At 67.4% G+C, this 16,423-nt stretch carries 13 protein-coding genes; 6 read left to right on the top strand and 7 right to left on the bottom strand.

Translation table 11 applies throughout. The features are described 5' to 3' along the window. Positions 1–23: 23 nt before the first annotated feature. Entirely contained in the window at positions 24–1,115 is a 1,092-nt protein-coding gene (gene gjpA / locus G6N23_RS11490; RefSeq protein ID WP_133055503.1) for an outer membrane porin GjpA, read from the bottom strand. 468 nt (positions 1,116–1,583) lie between these two features. Here gjpA and G6N23_RS11485 point away from each other — a divergent pair, with 468 nt between their 5' ends. Further along, positions 1,584–3,938, top strand: a complete 2,355-nt coding sequence (locus tag G6N23_RS11485) for a PEP/pyruvate-binding domain-containing protein (RefSeq protein WP_085262337.1) — start codon at positions 1,584–1,586, stop codon at positions 3,936–3,938. Here the strand turns inward: G6N23_RS11485 and G6N23_RS11480 are convergent. From G6N23_RS11480 to G6N23_RS11470, 3 genes are all read right to left on the bottom strand, one after another. Next, entirely contained in the window at positions 3,913–4,149 is a 237-nt protein-coding gene (locus G6N23_RS11480) for a DUF167 domain-containing protein (RefSeq protein ID WP_085262336.1), read from the bottom strand. The genes G6N23_RS11485 and G6N23_RS11480 overlap by 26 nt on opposite strands. Positions 4,150–4,262: 113 nt before the next feature. Beyond that, positions 4,263–5,459 carry a lipid-transfer protein gene (locus tag G6N23_RS11475; protein WP_085262335.1) on the bottom strand — a complete coding sequence of 399 codons (1,197 nt, stop codon included), beginning with the start codon at positions 5,457–5,459 and terminating at the stop codon, positions 4,263–4,265. Next, positions 5,452–5,901 (bottom strand): Zn-ribbon domain-containing OB-fold protein, encoded by a 450-nt coding sequence (locus G6N23_RS11470; protein WP_085262334.1) that lies wholly within the window; start codon positions 5,899–5,901, stop codon positions 5,452–5,454. The genes G6N23_RS11475 and G6N23_RS11470 overlap by 8 nt, the downstream gene beginning before the upstream one ends. A 124-nt stretch (positions 5,902–6,025) precedes the next feature. Between G6N23_RS11470 and G6N23_RS11465 the strand changes: the two genes are divergently transcribed. After that, positions 6,026–6,313 carry a putative quinol monooxygenase gene (locus tag G6N23_RS11465; RefSeq protein ID WP_085262333.1) on the top strand — a complete coding sequence of 96 codons (288 nt, stop codon included), beginning with the start codon at positions 6,026–6,028 and terminating at the stop codon, positions 6,311–6,313. A gap of 28 nt (positions 6,314–6,341) precedes the next feature. Next, positions 6,342–9,068, top strand: coding sequence for a DNA polymerase I (gene polA / locus G6N23_RS11460; protein ID WP_085262332.1), 2,727 nt, complete (start codon positions 6,342–6,344; stop codon positions 9,066–9,068). A gap of 79 nt (positions 9,069–9,147) precedes the next feature. Here the strand turns inward: polA and G6N23_RS11455 are convergent, their stop codons facing one another. Further along, positions 9,148–10,275 carry a PrsW family intramembrane metalloprotease gene (locus G6N23_RS11455; RefSeq protein ID WP_085262359.1) on the bottom strand — a complete coding sequence of 376 codons (1,128 nt, stop codon included), beginning with the start codon at positions 10,273–10,275 and terminating at the stop codon, positions 9,148–9,150. A 163-nt stretch (positions 10,276–10,438) separates the two neighbouring features. Between G6N23_RS11455 and rpsA the strand changes: the two genes are divergently transcribed. Together rpsA and coaE are read left to right on the top strand one after the other, a co-directional pair. Beyond that, positions 10,439–11,881 carry a 30S ribosomal protein S1 gene (gene rpsA, locus G6N23_RS11450; RefSeq protein ID WP_085262331.1) on the top strand — a complete coding sequence of 481 codons (1,443 nt, stop codon included), beginning with the start codon at positions 10,439–10,441 and terminating at the stop codon, positions 11,879–11,881. A 29-nt stretch (positions 11,882–11,910) separates the two neighbouring features. Beyond that, positions 11,911–13,137, top strand: coding sequence for a dephospho-CoA kinase (gene coaE / locus G6N23_RS11445; RefSeq protein ID WP_085262330.1), 1,227 nt, complete (start codon positions 11,911–11,913; stop codon positions 13,135–13,137). A gap of 6 nt (positions 13,138–13,143) precedes the next feature. Here coaE and G6N23_RS11440 read toward each other — a convergent pair whose 3' ends face one another. Further along, on the bottom strand, positions 13,144–13,569 hold the full coding sequence (locus G6N23_RS11440; protein WP_085262358.1) for a hypothetical protein: 426 nt from the start codon (positions 13,567–13,569) through the stop codon (positions 13,144–13,146). A 14-nt stretch (positions 13,570–13,583) separates the two neighbouring features. After that, positions 13,584–14,123: a ribonuclease FAU-1 family protein gene (locus G6N23_RS11435; protein ID WP_085262329.1), complete on the bottom strand. Its 540-nt coding sequence runs from the start codon at positions 14,121–14,123 to the stop codon at positions 13,584–13,586. Between the two features lie 81 nt (positions 14,124–14,204). Between G6N23_RS11435 and uvrB the strand changes: the two genes are divergently transcribed. After that, positions 14,205–16,385 carry an excinuclease ABC subunit UvrB gene (gene uvrB / locus G6N23_RS11430; RefSeq protein ID WP_085262328.1) on the top strand — a complete coding sequence of 727 codons (2,181 nt, stop codon included), beginning with the start codon at positions 14,205–14,207 and terminating at the stop codon, positions 16,383–16,385. Positions 16,386–16,423: the final 38 nt, after the last annotated feature.

Here is a 16,423-nt window from a genome sequence, read left to right as displayed (position 1 = left end):
TGAGGGATAAGGGTTCAGGGAGATCAGAGTCCGAGCAGGTCGCCCAGCCAGCCGAATGCGTCGGTAGCCGCACCGGTGCCGCCGTCATCGACCAGATCGGTGGGCAGTAGCGGAAGGCTGGCGTCGGCTAGCGGCGGGGTCACCACCACCGGGCCCTTGCCATCCCACCCCGAGCCCAGCAGGGCACCGACCGTTTGGCCCCAGGCCTGCCACGCTGCGATCGGCCCGACCGCGGCACTGTTGAGGTCCAGGGTGCCCAGCACCGGCACCCCGCTGAATTCGATGCCCACACTTTGGAACAGCGAGCCACCGATCGCGGGCACCTCGGCGGCGACCTCGCCCCCGGGCCCCAACACCTGGTAGCTCACCGTGGCCGCACCGGTAGACAGCAACCCGGCAAACGCGAAGTCCAGATGATCCATGCTCATGCCCGCGGGGAAGTACCCGGATTCGTTGATCATCGGCAACAGTGCATCCAGGTTCAGCGTGGCGCCGTTGAAGAACGCGCCGCCCATGTTGGCCAGGATGTCGAACGGGTTGTCACCGTCGGTGATGCCGTTGAGCAACGCGATCCATGGACTGATCATGGGTCCGATGGACGCCATGAGCAGTGCACTGGCCGGGGACCCCAGGTAGTTGATGATCGGCATGATGGAGTCCGCATCCACATCCGGCGGAAGGTAGCCGGCGACCTGCCCGAACATCAGTTGATGGCTGCTGTCCATGGTGTGGTTGAGCACGGTGGCGCTGGTCTCGTCGGTGGTGTTTTGCAACGCCCAGCCCGAGACCACCGCATTCAAATGCAGCTGAATCTGCTCGTTCACCGAGTTCGTCGAGCCGGCCGGATCGTTGGCCAGTTGGTCGGCGTAGTCCAGCTGATTGGCCCAGAACTGCTGCATCCCAACCCCGGGAGCCAGGTACCAGTTGTTCAGCAGCGCGGTCAGGTTGGCCGAGGCGGTGTTGACGACGTCCTCCCACGCCCCGGTCAACTGCACCGCGGGGGAAAGGGCATCCGACAGGGCGGGCAGTGGCGGGGCCACCGGCGTCGCCGCAATGAGGCTGGCCCCGACAAGTGCCACACCGGCGGTGGCGTAGGGGCGAACTGTGGCGTGCAAGGGGTCTCCTTCGGGTTAGTGATGCACAGCACGGAGAGGGACGAGATGAGGCTAACTGAGACCCACCTAATTTGTATACAAAAAACTAGAACTTGTTCTAAAACGATCCTGGGCGTCGCGATATAGGGATGCGTAGTGCCTGGTGAACGCGGGGGAGCTGAAGGCCCAAATCTCGAATCCAACCTGGATAGACCGGAGGTCTCTACGGTCGAACGAAAGCGCAGATCTCCGGGCCGAGGAGTGCACTCGACGCTGACAGTCGTTCAAAAATATAAATGCATATTGTAAGAAAACATCCGGATCACCCCTCGGACAACCGCCCCGGCAGCGGCTTTCTCAGGATTGGGCCCGTCCTCACCCCGCTTCGGTGATACCGCTTCCGAACCGGAGGGCGTCGCGTTAGCGTGATCCGACGGACGCAAAGATCGGAGGACGCCACGCTTGGACCGCGCCATAACGCCGGGACAGATGAATACACCGATCATCAAGGCCCTGGCTGATATCCGTGCCGCCGATGCCGGATTCAGCGGCGGCAAGGGCGCCAATCTGGGCGAGTTGCTGGCGGCCGGCCTTTCGGTCCCCGACGGGTTCGTCATCGGCGTCGCGGCATACCAGGAAGCCGTCGCCGCCGGCCTGCCCGTGACACCTTCGGACGAGGTCCGCGACGCGATCGTGGCGAGCTATCGGGCCCTGGGCCCGGACGTTGCCGTGGCTGTCCGTTCATCAGCGTTGGCCGAGGATGGAGCCACCGCTTCGCACGCGGGAATCTACGAGACAGCGCTCAATGTCACAGGGGTGGAACAACTGCTCGACGCCGTCCGAGACTGTTGGACTTCGACGTCATCGCCACGGGCCCGTCAATACGGTCGCACCCGAGGACTGGGATCTGCAGAGTCCGGGATGGGTGTTGTTGTCCAGCGCCAGATCTGCGCATCGTGCGCCGGCGTCGCCTTTACCATTGACCCCCTGACCGGCTGTCGTGACCGACTTGTCTTGGAATCCGTACAAGGGCTGGGGCAGGCCGTTGTCTCCGGGATGGTGACGCCGGACCGCGTCGTCGTCGACAAAAATTCGTTGGAGATCCTGACGATTGAGCGTGGCCAGTGGAACATGGTGCAACTCTCGTTGTCCGAGAACCAGATTCGTGAGATCGCGCAAGATGCGCTGGCGATTGAGCGCTGGTACGGCCGGCCACAGGACATCGAATGGGCCCTCGACGGGCAGGGGAAAATCTGGATTCTGCAGGCTCGTCCCGTCACCACATTCGACGCGTTGCAGGCGAGAGCCAAAGCTGTCGAATTCTACGATCCGCCGCGCCCTCCCGGCAGTCGCTGGACCCGGGTGAACATCGGCGAGGCGCTGCCCGGAGTACCCACGCCGCTGACCTGGTCGATGTGGAGCGCGGGACTGACCATGGCACAACGCGAATCCCAGATCCGGCTCGGCGTCGTATCGAGGCGCGAGGACGGGCGGGTGCCGCTTCTCACGCTCGCCCGGGGTTGGCCGGTGCTGTCGGTCGATCTGCTGTTGAGCCAAGTCGCCCAGGTCCCCGGCGTGGATCCCAAGGCATTCAGTGAGCAGCTGCTCGGAGCGGCCGACGACGTCGATGCAGCGCCGCTGGGTGCGCGTGTCGCGACCGCGTTGCGGATGACGGCGCGCGCCCCGATCGCCCTGGGCATGCTGAGCCGCCGTCTAGGACGGGTCAGTGCGATCTCGCGACGGGCATGGCAGCGGGAGGTGCCGGCGCCCGCGGTAGACCCCCTTGCGTTATTGGCCGGGGCCGCAGCGCGTTTCGGCGAAACACTGGCCGTTCACACCATGCAGACCTACTTGTGCCAGTCCCTGTACCAGGCCGTGGAGCGGTTTGCCGGAAGCCGGGTGATCGACCTGCTCTCCGGAGACGGCGACCTTCCGGAGGTTCACCTTGCCCGGGATCTGTGGCTCCTGGCCGGAGGCCGGATCTCTTTGGAGCACTTCATTTCTGAGCATGGATTCCACGGTCCCGACGAGGGAGAGATCGCCTCCGCGTCATGGCGTCAGGACCCCGAGCCGGTGCTGCATGCCGCACAGGCCTGGGTTGATGGTGACCGCCTGCGTGATCGCGTTGCGGCACTGGAAGCACGCCGCGATGAACGACGTCGGGCAGAGGCGGAGTTGTGCGCATCGGTTCCGCGCCCGTGCCGCCGGGCGGTCGCGCGTCTGATCGCCATGGCTCGTCGAGCGTTGGTCGGTCGGGAGATCGGCAAGGCGGCGTTCCTGCAAGACCTCGATGTCGCCCGCCACGCGGTGGCCTTCCTGGGCGGCGATGCCGTCTGGCATACGCTGGGTGAGCTCCAATCGAATGTGCACCTGACGTCGGCCGATATCACTGCCCGCCAACGCATCCGTTCGCAATACGCCACGCTGGAGCCCCCGCTGTCGTTCGCCGGTAATCCGGGCGAGCAGTCGTGCGGCACCGTCGAAGGTGTGCCGTCGATCATCACCGGGGTCGGCGCCAGTCCGGGTCGTGCCCGCGGGCGCGCGCGTGTGGTGACCGAACCCGCCTCGGCCGTGGTGCTCGGCGCGGATGAGGTGCTCATCGCGCATACCACCGATCCATCGTGGGTGATGACGTTTATGACGGTCGCCGGCATGGCGATCGACGTCGGCGGGACGCTGTCGCACGCGGCGATCATCGCCCGCGAACTCGGAATCCCTTGTGTGATTGGGACGGGCAACGGCACCCGGGCGATCCCCGATGGGGCGCTCGTCGAGATCGACGGATCGCAGGGTACCGTGCGGATTCTCGGCGCGCCGACTACCGATCGACCCGGAAGCGCTTGACCCGCGCCCCGGCTCCTGAGGCCAGTTCGACCCGACTGCGCGGCACCCCGAAATGCTCGGCCAGCACCCGGATCACCGCCGAGTTGGCTTTGCCGTCGACGGCGGGTTCGCGCACGTAGACCGTCAACTGACCGTCGTCATCGGTCTCCACCAGCGGACCCTTGCGACTGCCCGGTTTGATTTTGACGACGACGGTTTCAGTGCCGCTCATGACCGCATTTTGCCAGGGGCACCGGCGCGCGCCTTCCGAGCGTGCACGGTTGTACGCCGTTGCTCGGCGTGTCGTGCGCAGACGCGCACGCTCACGGGGGAGGTAGTCCGAACCTAGCGGGCGACGATCACCGACGAGCCGTGCCCGAACAGGCCCTGGTTGGCCGTCACGCCCACCTTGGCGCCCTCGACCTGCCGGCCGGTGGCGGTCCCGCGCAACTGCCAGGTCAGCTCACACACCTGGGCAATCGCCTGCGCCGGGATCGCCTCACCGAAGCAGGCCAGCCCGCCGGACGGGTTCACCGGCACCCGTCCGCCGATGGTGGTGGCGCCGCTGCGCAGCAACTGCTCGCCTTCGCCCTTGGCGCACAGGCCCAGGTGCTCGTACCAGTCCAGCTCCAGCGCGGTGGACAGGTCGTAGACCTCGGCCAGGCTGACGTCCTCTGGGCCGATCCCGGCCTCGGCGTAGGCCGCGTCCAAAATCTGGTCCTTGAACACCCGCTCCGGGGCCGCCACCACCGCGGTGGAATCCGTTGCGATGTCCGGCAACTCGGGAAGGTGCTGCGGGTACTGCGGGGTCACGGTGGACACCGCCCGCACCGACGGCACACCCTCGAGCGAACCCAGGTGCTTGCGGGTGAATTCCGCGCTGGCCACGATCAGTGCCGCCGCACCGTCGGAGGTGGCGCAGATGTCGAGCTGACGCAGCGGGTCGGACACCACCGGGCTGGCCAACACGTCTTCGACCGCAGACTCCTTGCGGTAGCGGGCATTCGGGTTGCTCAAACCGTGCCGGGAGTTCTTCACCTTCACGCTCGCGAAGTCCTCGGAGGTGGCGCCGTAGAGGTCCATCCGCCGGCGTGCCAGCAGCGCGAAGTACACCGGGTTCATCGCCCCGATCAGGTGGAACCGCTGCCAGTCCGGGTCGTTCTTGCGCTCACCGCCGACCGGAGCGAACGCGCCCTTGGGGGTGGTGTCGGCGCCGATCACCAGCGCCACGTCGCAGAACCCGGCCAGGATGTGCGCCCGGGCGCTCTGCAGCGCCTGGGACCCGGACGCGCAGGCGGCGTACGACGACGACACCGGAACGCCGTTCCAGCCGAGCTTCTGGGCGAACGTCGAACCGGCGATGAAGCCGGGGTAGCCGTTGCGGATGGTGTCCGCGCCGGCCACCAGCTGGATCTGACGCCAGTCCAGGCCCGCCTCGGCCAGGGCGGCACGAGCGGCGACCACGCCGTACTCGGTGAAGTCGCGGCCCCACTTGCCCCATGGGTGCATGCCCGCACCCAGGATGTACAGCGGCTCAGCCATGGGAATCCACCTTCTTCCACGCGTAGACGGTGCGCTGCACGCCGTCGTCATCGGTGTAGAGCGGCATGGTGGTCAGCTCCATCTCCATACCGACCTTCAGGTCCGCGGCCAGGGTGCCCTCGACGACCTTGCCCAGCACGATCAGGCCCTCGTCGGCGAGCTCCACCGCGGCGATCGCGAACGGCTCGAACGGATCAGCGGGCGGGTAGGGCGCCGGGGGCAGGTAGCGGTTCTCGGTGTAACTCCAGATCGTGCCGCGCCGGGACAGGGCAACCGGCTCCAGCACGTCGCCGTCGCAGGCGGGGCTGGGGCAGTTGTTCTCCCGCGGCGGGAACACATACGTGCCGCACTGCGGACACTTAGCGCCGATCAGGTGGGGGAGACCGGCGTCGTCGGTGGCGTACCACCCGTCGATGGCCGGTTGCGAAGAAGCTGTTGGCACCCGGTCAGCGTACCGAACAACCGCGGCGAAACTGAAACGTGTTGCAGTTCGTCCGGCCACCGTGCGGGTCGCTGCTTAGGCTGGGACGGCGAATGCTTACCCACCAAGGCCGCGGGAGCCACCCATGATCATCATCGCCGGTCACCTCGTCGTTGACCCACAGCAGCGCGGGAGCTATCTGGCGGGTTGTGCGGACGTGGTGGACCAGGCCCGACAGGCACCGGGTTGCCTGGACTTTGCGATCACCGCCGATCTTGTCGACCCGGGCCGCGTCAACATCTATGAGCGCTGGGAGTCGCGGCAAGCGGTGGAGACGTTTCGCGGCAGCGGCCCCAGTGATGAGCAGGTCGGCGCGACCATCGCCGCGACCGTGCACGAGTACGAGGCTACCCAAGAGCGACCGCTGAGCTGACGTCCGGCGCGGCACATAGAGTAGGGCCGTGAGCCCAGCCAAGACCGCCCCGACCGACGCTGCGCACGACACCCAGACCAAACCGACGTTGCTGTTGCTGGACGGAAACTCGCTGGCCTACCGCGCCTTCTACGCCCTGCCCGCGGAGAACTTCAAGACCCGCAGCGGCCTGACCACCAACGCCGTCTACGGGTTCACCGCCATGCTGATCAACCTGCTGCGCGACGAAACCCCCACCCACATCGCCGCCGCCTTCGATGTGTCGCGGCAGACCTTCCGCTCCGACCGCTTCCCCGAGTACAAGGCGACCCGCTCGAGCACCCCCGACGAGTTCCGCGGCCAGATCGACATCACCAAGGAGGTTCTCAACGCGCTGGGCATCACCACGCTGTCGGAACCCGGTTATGAGGCCGACGACCTGATCGCCACGCTGGCCACCCAGGCCGACGCCGAGGGCTACCGGGTTCTGGTGGTCACCGGCGACCGCGACGCGCTGCAGTTGGTCAACGACAACGTGACCGTGCTCTACCCCCGCAAGGGCGTCAGCGAGCTGACCCGGTTCACGCCCGAGGCGGTGGTGGAGAAGTACGGCCTGACCCCGGCGCAGTACCCGGATTTCGCGGCGCTGCGCGGCGACCCCAGCGACAACCTGCCGGGCATCCCCGGAGTGGGGGAAAAGACCGCCTCGAAGTGGATCGTCGAGTACGGCTCCCTGCAGGGGCTGGTCGACCGGGTTGACACCGTCAAGGGGAAAGTCGGAGATGCGTTGCGCGCCAACCTGTCCTCGGTGATCCTCAACCGCGAACTGACCGACCTGGTGCGCAACGTGCCGCTGGCCCAGACGCCGGACACCCTGCGGCTGTTGCCGTGGAACCGCGAGCACATCCACCAGCTCTTCGACGATCTCGAGTTCCGGGTGCTGCGCGACCGGCTCTTCGAGACGCTGGCGACCGCAGAGCCCGAGGTCGACGAGGGTTTCGAGGTGCGCGGTGGCGCACTGGAACCCGGAACCGTCGCGGCGTGGCTGGCCGAACACGGCAGCGATGGGCGGCGCACCGGGCTGGCCGTCATCGGCAGTCACCGCAGCTATGACAGCGACACCACCGCGCTGGCGATCGCTGCCGGGGACGGTGACGGCGGCTACGTCGACACCGCGACGCTGACCGCTGAGGACGAGGCCGCGCTGGGCGCCTGGCTGGCCGACCCGGGCAAACCCAAGGCCCTGCACGAGGCCAAGCTGGCCATGCACGACCTGGCCGGGCGCGGCTGGGCTCTCGAGGGGGTGACCTCCGATACCGCGCTGGGTGCCTACCTGGTGCGGCCCGGGCAGCGTAGCTTCAGTCTCGACGACCTGTCGGTGCGCTACCTGCGTCGGGAATTGCGCGCTGAATCCGATGAGCAGCAACAGCTTTCATTGCTCGATGACACCGACGGCGTCGACGATCAGGCGGTGGCGACCGCGCTGCTGCGGGCCCGCGCGGTCACCGACCTGGCCGACGCGCTCGATGCCGAACTGGAGCGCATCGACTCTGCCGGGCTGCTTGCCGACATCGAGTTGCCGCTGCAGACGGTGCTGGCCGAGCTGGAGACGGCCGGGATCGCCGTTGACCTCGACCGGCTCACCGAGCTGCAGAGCCGGTTCGGCGACGAGATCCGGGATGCTGCCGAAGCGGCGTTCGCGGTGATCGGCAAGCAGATCAACCTCGGTTCCCCCAAGCAGCTGCAGGTGGTGCTCTTCGACGAGTTGGGCATGCCCAAGACCAAGAAGACCAAGACCGGCTACACCACGGATGCCGACGCCCTGCAAACGCTTTTCGACAAGACCGGTCATCCGTTCCTGGAGCACCTGCTGGCCCACCGTGACGTCACCCGGCTCAAGGTGACCGTCGATGGGCTGCTGAAATCGGTTGCCTCCGATGACCGTATCCACACCACGCTGAACCAGACCATCGCGGCGACCGGGCGACTGTCGTCCACCGAACCCAACCTGCAGAACATCCCGATCCGCACCGACGCCGGCCGGCAGATCCGCGACGCGTTCGTCGTCGGCGCCGGCTATGCCGAGCTGATGACGGTCGACTACAGCCAGATCGAGATGCGCATCATGGCGCACCTGTCCGGTGATGCGGGCCTGATCGAGGCGTTCAACACCGGGGAGGACCTGCACTCGTTCGTCGGGTCACGGGCGTTCGGCGTGCCGATCGACGAGGTGACCGCGGATATGAGGCGCCGCGTCAAGGCGATGTCCTACGGCCTGGCCTACGGATTGAGCGCCTACGGGCTGGCCCAGCAGCTCAAGATCTCCACCGAAGAGGCCAAAGAGCAGATGGACGCCTACTTCGACCGGTTCGGCGGCGTGCGCGACTACCTGCACGAGGTCGTAGAGCAGGCCCGCAAGGACGGTTACACCTCCACGGTGCTGGGCCGGCGGCGCTATCTGCCGGAGCTGGACAGCAGCAACCGCCAGGTCCGGGAGTCCGCCGAGCGCGCCGCGCTCAATGCGCCGATCCAGGGCAGTGCGGCCGACATCATCAAGGTGGCGATGATCAACGTCGACAAGGCGCTCAAGGCCTCCGGGCTGCGTTCGCGGATGCTGCTGCAGGTGCATGACGAGCTGTTGTTCGAGGTGGCAGAGGGCGAACGCGAGCCGCTGGAGGCCCTGGTGCGCGACAAGATGGGCGGCGCCTACGAGCTGAGCGTGCCGCTGGAGGTCGCGGTGGGTTACGGCCGCAGCTGGGACGCCGCCGCGCACTGACCCCCGCCGTTGACACTGCGCTCAGGGCGGAAAAGTGCGAGTGAGGTGCGCCCAGGATGCAGAGTCAACGTCAACGAAGTCAGCGCCGGACCAGCGCCGGCGACCGGTACCCGGCCATCGTGTGCAGCACCGGCGCCGCCGCCCGGGCGGCCACCACTCCGTAGGCGTCCTGGTGCTGCAGCGCGAACACCTCCGGGTCGCCGAAGCCCCGGTCGATGCGGTCCCGCACGAACGCCAGCTCGACCACCTGGGCGGCGAATTTCTTGACGCTGCGGGCCGCGGGCCGCCCGCCGATGCGGCGCGCCTCGTGGATCGCCTGCTTGCGGGCCCGGATCGATCCCAGCCAGGTCTCCTCGTTCGGGCTGATCAGCCCGCCGGCCACCATCGCGGGCAGCTTGGAGGCGACCAGCTGCTGTTCGTGCCGGCGGCTCAAGATGCCCAGCAGCACCATCAGCAGGAACACCGGAACCATCCAGAACAGGTAAGTCGCCAGGAAGAACTGGCCGCCGGCCGTCGCCAGCGAGGCGTTCCACAGCGCATGCATGCCCACCGCCGCCAGATAACCCAGCAGGATCACCAAAGCCTTCGACCCGAAGCTGCGGCGGCGCAGCGCGAAGAACACCCCGATGCCCGTCATGGTGGTGAACAGCGGGTGGGCGAACGGGCCGAAGATCAGCCGCGCGACGGCCACCGCGGCCATCTGGGCCGGCGAGTCGGCGGGCGCGATGTAGACGATGTCCTCCATCCAGGCGAATCCCACCGCCGTGATGCCCGCGTACACCATGCAGTCGGTCAGCGAGTTCAGCTCATGGCGCCGGCGGCCGGTCAACATGATCAGCAGAAACAACCCCTTGGCGGCCTCCTCGATGAACGGCGCCTGGATCGCGGCCATGTCGAAGGCCTTCGACACCAGCGGCCGCACGGTGGCCACCGAGGATCCGAACGTCTCCAGGCCCACCGCCAGCACTACCGCGACCGACGCCCCCCATAAGAAGGCCAGTTGCAGCAGACGCCGGGGTTCGGGCTCCCAGCGGTCCAGCCACCGGTAGCAGAACAGCACCACCAGCATCGAGAGGCTGGCCAGGATCAACGCGGTCAGCGTGCCGCCGGGGTTGGCCGCGGTGAACAGCAGGAGCAGCAGCGCGGTGAGGACACTGAGAGCAACAATGACGAACAGCGGCGCTCCGACCTTTCGGCGGTTCCGCATCTGACGCATAGCGACGCAGCGTAGACCACCGGTTTGTCCAGCGTGCAACACGTCGAGTAGCCTCGACAGGTAGTCCGCGACAGTGTCGTGGGCCACCGCATGCCCAGCATGCGTGACTTCACCCCGTCCCTACTACCTCAACTTGTCCGGAGCAACCCCACACATGCCAAGTCCCACCGTCACCTCGCCGCAAGTAGCCATCAACGACATTGGCTCGGCCGAGGATTTTCTCGCCGCCATCGACAAAACGATCAAGTACTTCAACGATGGCGACATCGTCGAAGGGACGATCGTCAAGGTTGACCGGGACGAGGTCCTGCTCGACATCGGTTACAAGACCGAGGGCGTCATCCCGAGCCGCGAGCTGTCCATCAAGCACGACGTCGACCCCCACGAGGTGGTGTCCGTCGGTGACGAGGTCGAGGCTCTGGTCCTGACCAAAGAGGACAAAGAGGGTCGGCTGATCCTGTCCAAGAAGCGCGCCCAGTACGAGCGCGCCTGGGGCACCATCGAAGAGCTCAAGGAGAAGGACGAGGCCGTCAAGGGCACCGTCATCGAGGTCGTCAAGGGTGGCCTGATCCTCGACATCGGGCTGCGCGGCTTCCTGCCCGCCTCGCTGGTGGAGATGCGCCGGGTCCGCGACCTGCAGCCCTACATCGGCAAAGAGATCGAAGCCAAGATCATCGAGCTGGACAAGAACCGCAACAACGTGGTGCTGAGCCGTCGCGCCTGGCTGGAGCAGACCCAGTCCGAGGTGCGCAGCGAGTTCCTCAACCAGCTGCAGAAGGGCGCCGTCCGCAAGGGCGTGGTGTCCTCGATCGTCAACTTCGGCGCGTTCGTCGACCTGGGCGGGGTGGACGGCCTGGTGCATGTCTCCGAGCTGTCCTGGAAGCACATCGACCACCCGTCCGAGGTGGTTCAGGTGGGCGACGAGGTCACCGTCGAGGTGCTCGACGTCGACATGGACCGCGAGCGGGTCTCGTTGTCGCTCAAGGCCACCCAGGAAGACCCGTGGCGGCACTTCGCCCGCACCCACGCGATCGGTCAGATCGTCCCGGGCAAGGTCACCAAGCTGGTGCCGTTCGGTGCGTTCGTCCGGGTCGAGGAGGGCATCGAGGGCCTGGTGCACATCTCCGAGCTGGCTGAGCAGCATGTCGAGGTGCCCGACCAGGTGGTCGCGGTCGGCGACGACGCGATGGTCAAGGTCATCGACATCGACCTGGACCGGCGCCGGATCTCGCTGAGCCTCAAGCAGGCCAACGAGGACTACACCGAGGAGTTCGACCCGTCGAAGTACGGCATGGCCGACAGCTACGACGAGCAGGGCAACTACATCTTCCCCGAGGGCTTCGACGCCGAGACCAACGAGTGGATCGAGGGCTTCGACAAGCAGCGCTCCGAGTGGGAGGCCCGCTACGCCGAGGCCGAGCGCCGGCACAAGATGCACACCGCGCAGATCGAGAAGTTCGCCGCCGCCGAGCACGCCGAGCCCTCGCGTTCCGGCGCCAACGGGTCGCACCGCGACGAGGCACCGGCCGGCGGTTCGCTGGCCAGCGACGAGCAGCTCGCCGCGCTGCGGGAGAAGCTCGCCGGTAACAGCGCCTAGCCAGCGCCCAGCGCGTTGAAGGGGCGCAGATGCTGCGTATCGGTCTGACCGGCGGTATCGGCGCCGGCAAGTCGACGGTGTCGGCCACCTTCAGCCGGTACGGCGCTGTCGTCGTCGACGGCGACGTCATCGCCCGTGAAGTCGTGGAACCCGGTACCGAGGGCCTGGCCGCACTGGTCGAGGCCTTCGGGCCGGGCATCCTGCTGCCCGACGGGGCGCTGGACCGTCCGGCGCTGGCCGCGATCGCCTTCAGCGACGACGACAAGCGGGCAACACTCAACGGCATCGTGCACCCGCTGGTGGCGAAACGCCGCAGCGAGCTGATCGCCCAGGCGGCAGAAGCCGGTGAGGCCACCGTCGTCGTCGAGGACATCCCGCTGCTGGTCGAGTCGCAGATGGCGCCGATGTTCCCCCTGGTGATCGTGGTGCATGCGGAGATCGAGACCCGCGTGGCCCGGCTGGTCGAGCTCCGCGGCATGGCGGAGGCCGACGCGCGGGCCCGGGTGGCCGCGCAGGCAACCGAGCCGCAGCGGCGTGCGGTCGCCGATGTCTGGCTGGACAACTCCGGGGACCAGGACGACCTGGTGGCGCAGGCGCTGCAGCTGTGGCAGCAACGCATCCGACCGTTCGCGGACAACCTGGCCGCTCACCGCACCGTACCGTCGCCGACGCAGCTGGTCCCGGCCGATCCGACCTGGCCTGATCAGGGCGAGCGCATCCTGGCCCGGCTGCGGACCGCGTGCGGGCACCGGGCGCTGCGCATCGACCACATCGGCTCCACCGCGGTGCCCGGACTGGACGCCAAAGACGTCATCGACGTGCAGGTCACGGTTGAATCCCTGGCGATGGCCGATGAGCTCGCCGAATCGCTACTGAGCGCTGGTTATCCCCGGATCGCGGCGATCACCGCCGACAACGGCAAGACCGATGCCCGCAGCACCGTCGCCGAATTCGACCACGCGGGAGATCCGGCGTTGTGGCAGAAACGTGTTCACGCCTCCGCTGACCCCGGGCGGGCCACCAACGTCCACATCCGGGTCGCGGGCTGGCCCAATCAGCAGTTCGCCCTGCTGTTTCCGTGCTGGTTGGCCGTCGACGCCGATGCGCGCACGGAGTACCTGGCGGTCAAGCGCGAGGCGGAACGAGCGGGGGCCGGCGGTGGCATCGCAGCGTACGCCGACGCCAAGGAGGGCTGGTTCGACGCGGCCTACCGGCGGGCGTGGGCGTGGGCCGACGACACCGGATGGCGCCCGTGACGCCGGTCAGGCCATGCTGCTGATCAAGGCCCCGCACAGCATCGCGCCGTTGCGCGGGTCGCTGCTGTCCTTCCAGGTGGTGACGAAGCGGTCGCTCTTCACCGCGACGATGTCATCGACGTGGATCTCGCAGTGCACGTTGGCCGACGACGGCCAGCGCAGCCGGATCACCATGCCCGCCTTGCTGGGATCGGACAGCACCGCGTTGGCCTCGAACGGGGCGCCGAAGCCGTCGATGTCGCCGCTGGCGGTCTGATAGTCATTGAGCATGAAGGTGACGACGCTGCCGGTCGTCCAGGCGTCGACCCGAGCGATGTAGGTGACGTTGTGCAGCTCGTCGGCTGCGGCGGCCGGCACCGGGATCAGCTGACCACACCCCAGCAGGGCCGCGGTCGTCGCGGTGGCGACACCGATTCGCAGGTTGGCGTTCATGGTCACGAGATTACCTAAACAATCCCCGGTGGTGACCCGGTAAGACCATCGCTGACCGGCCAGGACACCGGCATGCCCTGGCCTGCCAGCCAGCGCTGCAGGTCGTAGCCGTTGCTGGCCAGGCCGTCGACGGCGGCAACGGACCGGGCCACCGCCCGTTCGGCGTCGTCCTGGCTGAGCAGGCCCTCGCGTACGGCGACCATCAGCTCGTCGATGTCGGTGAGCTCGACATCGCGCCCGGTCCGCACCACCAGATCCAGATAGTGATCCCGGGAGTGCCACTGCGCCGGTCCGGGCGTGTAGTCGCCGATGTCGAGGTAGAAGTCCTGATCACGTTCGTGTCCCGGGTTGAAGTGGAAGACGGTCGCACGCAGCCCCAGCGCGGGCAGCAGCCACGACTCCAGGTAGTGGAACTGGGCCCGGCCCGGGGTGGGCCGAGCCAGGTAGAGACCCCACGGCCGCACGGTGTAGACGTCGACGGCGCGCACCACCCCTTTCGGGTCGGTGTTGGTGTATGCCACCAGGTCGAATGCCTCGTGTTTGGGCGGGTGCACCGTTTTCGCCTCTCCCGGGCCGCCGCGGGGCGGCGGCGTCGTCGCCGGACGTCTGTCAGACACCCGGCTTACCCTGGGTGCGTGGCTTTCGCAACGGAACACCCCGTCGTCGCGCATTCGGAGTACCGTCCGCCCGCCGACGCCGTGGCAGGCATCGTGCGGGCCGGTGGCCGTTTCGACGTGGTCAGTGAGTATCAGCCGGCGGGTGACCAGCCGGCCGCCATCGCCGACCTGGAACGGCGCATCAACGCGGGGGAGAAGGACGTGGTGCTGCTGGGCGCCACCGGCACCGGCAAGTCGGCCACCGCGGCCTGGCTGATCGAACGGCTGCAGCGGCCCACCCTGGTGATGGCGCCGAACAAGACGCTGGCCGCCCAGCTCGCCAACGAGCTGCGAGAGATGTTGCCGCACAACGCCGTCGAGTACTTCGTCTCCTACTACGACTACTACCAGCCGGAAGCGTACATCGCGCAGACCGACACCTACATCGAGAAGGACAGCTCCATCAACGACGACGTGGAGCGGCTGCGCCATTCGGCGACCTCGAGCCTGCTGTCCCGGCGCGACGTGGTGGTGGTGGCGTCGGTGTCGTGCATCTACGGCCTGGGTACCCCGCAGTCCTACCTGGATCGTTCGGTCGAGTTGCAGGTCGGCGCCGAGGTGCCGCGTGATGCCCTGCTGCGGCTGCTGGTCGACGTCCAGTACACCCGCAACGACATGTCGTTCACCCGCGGCTCCTTCCGGGTCCGGGGCGACACCGTCGAGATCATCCCGTCCTACGAGGAGCTGGCCGTCCGCATCGAGTACTTCGGCGACGAGATCGAGGCACTGTATTACCTGCATCCGCTCACCGGGGACGTGGTCCGCAAGGTCGACTCGCTGCGGATCTTCCCGGCCACCCACTACGTCGCCGGTCCGGAACGGATGACGCAGGCGATCTCCACCATCGAAGAGGAGTTGGCCGTCCGGCTCGACGAGTTGGAGCGCCACGGCAAGCTGCTGGAAGCCCAGCGGCTGCGGATGCGCACCAACTACGACATCGAGATGATGCGCCAGGTCGGGTTCTGCTCGGGCATCGAGAACTATTCCCGCCACATCGACGGTCGTGGCGCCGGCACACCCCCGGCCACCCTGCTGGACTACTTCCCCGAGGACTTCCTGCTCATCATCGACGAATCGCACGTCACCGTGCCGCAGATCGGCGGCATGTATGAGGGCGACATGTCGCGCAAGCGCAACCTGGTGGAGTTCGGCTTCCGACTGCCCTCGGCCTGCGACAACCGGCCGCTGACCTGGGAAGAGTTCGCCGACCGGATCGGCCAGACGCTGTACATGTCGGCCACCCCCGGGCCCTACGAGCTGGCCCAGGCGCAAGGCGAGTTCGTCGAGCAGGTGATCCGCCCGACCGGCCTGGTGGACCCGAAGGTGGTGGTGAAGCCGACCAAGGGCCAGATCGACGACCTGATCGCCGAGATCCGGCAGCGCACCGAGGCCGACGAGCGGGTGCTGGTCACCACGCTGACCAAGAAGATGGCCGAGGACCTCACCGACTACCTGCTGGAGATGGGGATTCGGGTGCGCTACCTGCACTCCGAGGTCGACACACTGCGCCGGGTGGAGCTGCTGCGCCAGCTGCGGCTCGGCGACTACGACGTGCTGATCGGGATCAACCTGCTGCGCGAGGGCCTGGATCTGCCGGAGGTGTCGCTGGTCTCGATCCTCGACGCCGACAAGGAGGGCTTCCTGCGCTCCACCCGCAGCCTGATCCAGACCATCGGCCGGGCCGCCCGCAACGTCTCCGGCGAAGTGCACATGTACGCCGACAAGATCACCGACTCCATGCGGGAGGCCATCGACGAGACCGAACGCCGCCGCGCCAAGCAGATCGCCTACAACGAGGCCAACGGCATCGACCCCCAGCCGCTGCGCAAGAAGATCGCCGACATCCTCGACCAGGTGTATCGGGAGGCGGCCGATAGTGAGACGGTCGAGGTCGCCGGATCGGGGCGCAACGCCTCCCGCGGGCGGCGCGCGCAGGGAGCACCGGGGCGGGCGGGCCAGTCGGTCAGTGCCGGGGTGTTCGAGGGCCGCGACACGGCCGGCATGCCGCGGGCCGAACTGGCCGACCTGATCAAGGACCTCACCGAGCAGATGATGAACGCCGCCCGCGACCTGCAATTCGAGCTCGCCGCGCGAATCCGCGACGAGATCGCCGACCTCAAGAAGGAATTGCGGGGTATGGACGCGGCCGGGATCAAGTGACTCGCCAGCACGGGATGCGTTTTCGCGTGTCGTGGGGA

The sequence above is a fragment of the Mycolicibacter terrae genome (assembly GCF_010727125.1).
GTDB lineage: Bacteria > Actinomycetota > Actinomycetes > Mycobacteriales > Mycobacteriaceae > Mycobacterium > Mycobacterium terrae.
Note: the sequence above shows the minus strand (reverse complement) of the source record. Positions and strands in the feature narration are given on the sequence as shown.

Bases quoted from the DNA above. Each gene is read 5' to 3' on its own strand.
- G6N23_RS11485 (WP_085262337.1), top strand. From the start codon at position 1,584: ATGAATACACCGATCATCAAGGCCCTGGCTGATATCCGTGCCGCCGAT.
- G6N23_RS11480 (WP_085262336.1), bottom strand. From the start codon at position 4,149: ATGAGCGGCACTGAAACCGTCGTCGTCAAAATCAAACCGGGCAGTCGC.
- G6N23_RS11475 (WP_085262335.1), bottom strand. From the start codon at position 5,459: ATGGCTGAGCCGCTGTACATCCTGGGTGCGGGCATGCACCCATGGGGC.
- G6N23_RS11465 (WP_085262333.1), top strand. From the start codon at position 6,026: ATGATCATCATCGCCGGTCACCTCGTCGTTGACCCACAGCAGCGCGGG.
- G6N23_RS11455 (WP_085262359.1), bottom strand. From the start codon at position 10,275: ATGCGGAACCGCCGAAAGGTCGGAGCGCCGCTGTTCGTCATTGTTGCT.
- rpsA (WP_085262331.1), top strand. From the start codon at position 10,439: ATGCCAAGTCCCACCGTCACCTCGCCGCAAGTAGCCATCAACGACATT.
- coaE (WP_085262330.1), top strand. From the start codon at position 11,911: ATGCTGCGTATCGGTCTGACCGGCGGTATCGGCGCCGGCAAGTCGACG.
- G6N23_RS11440 (WP_085262358.1), bottom strand. From the start codon at position 13,569: ATGAACGCCAACCTGCGAATCGGTGTCGCCACCGCGACGACCGCGGCC.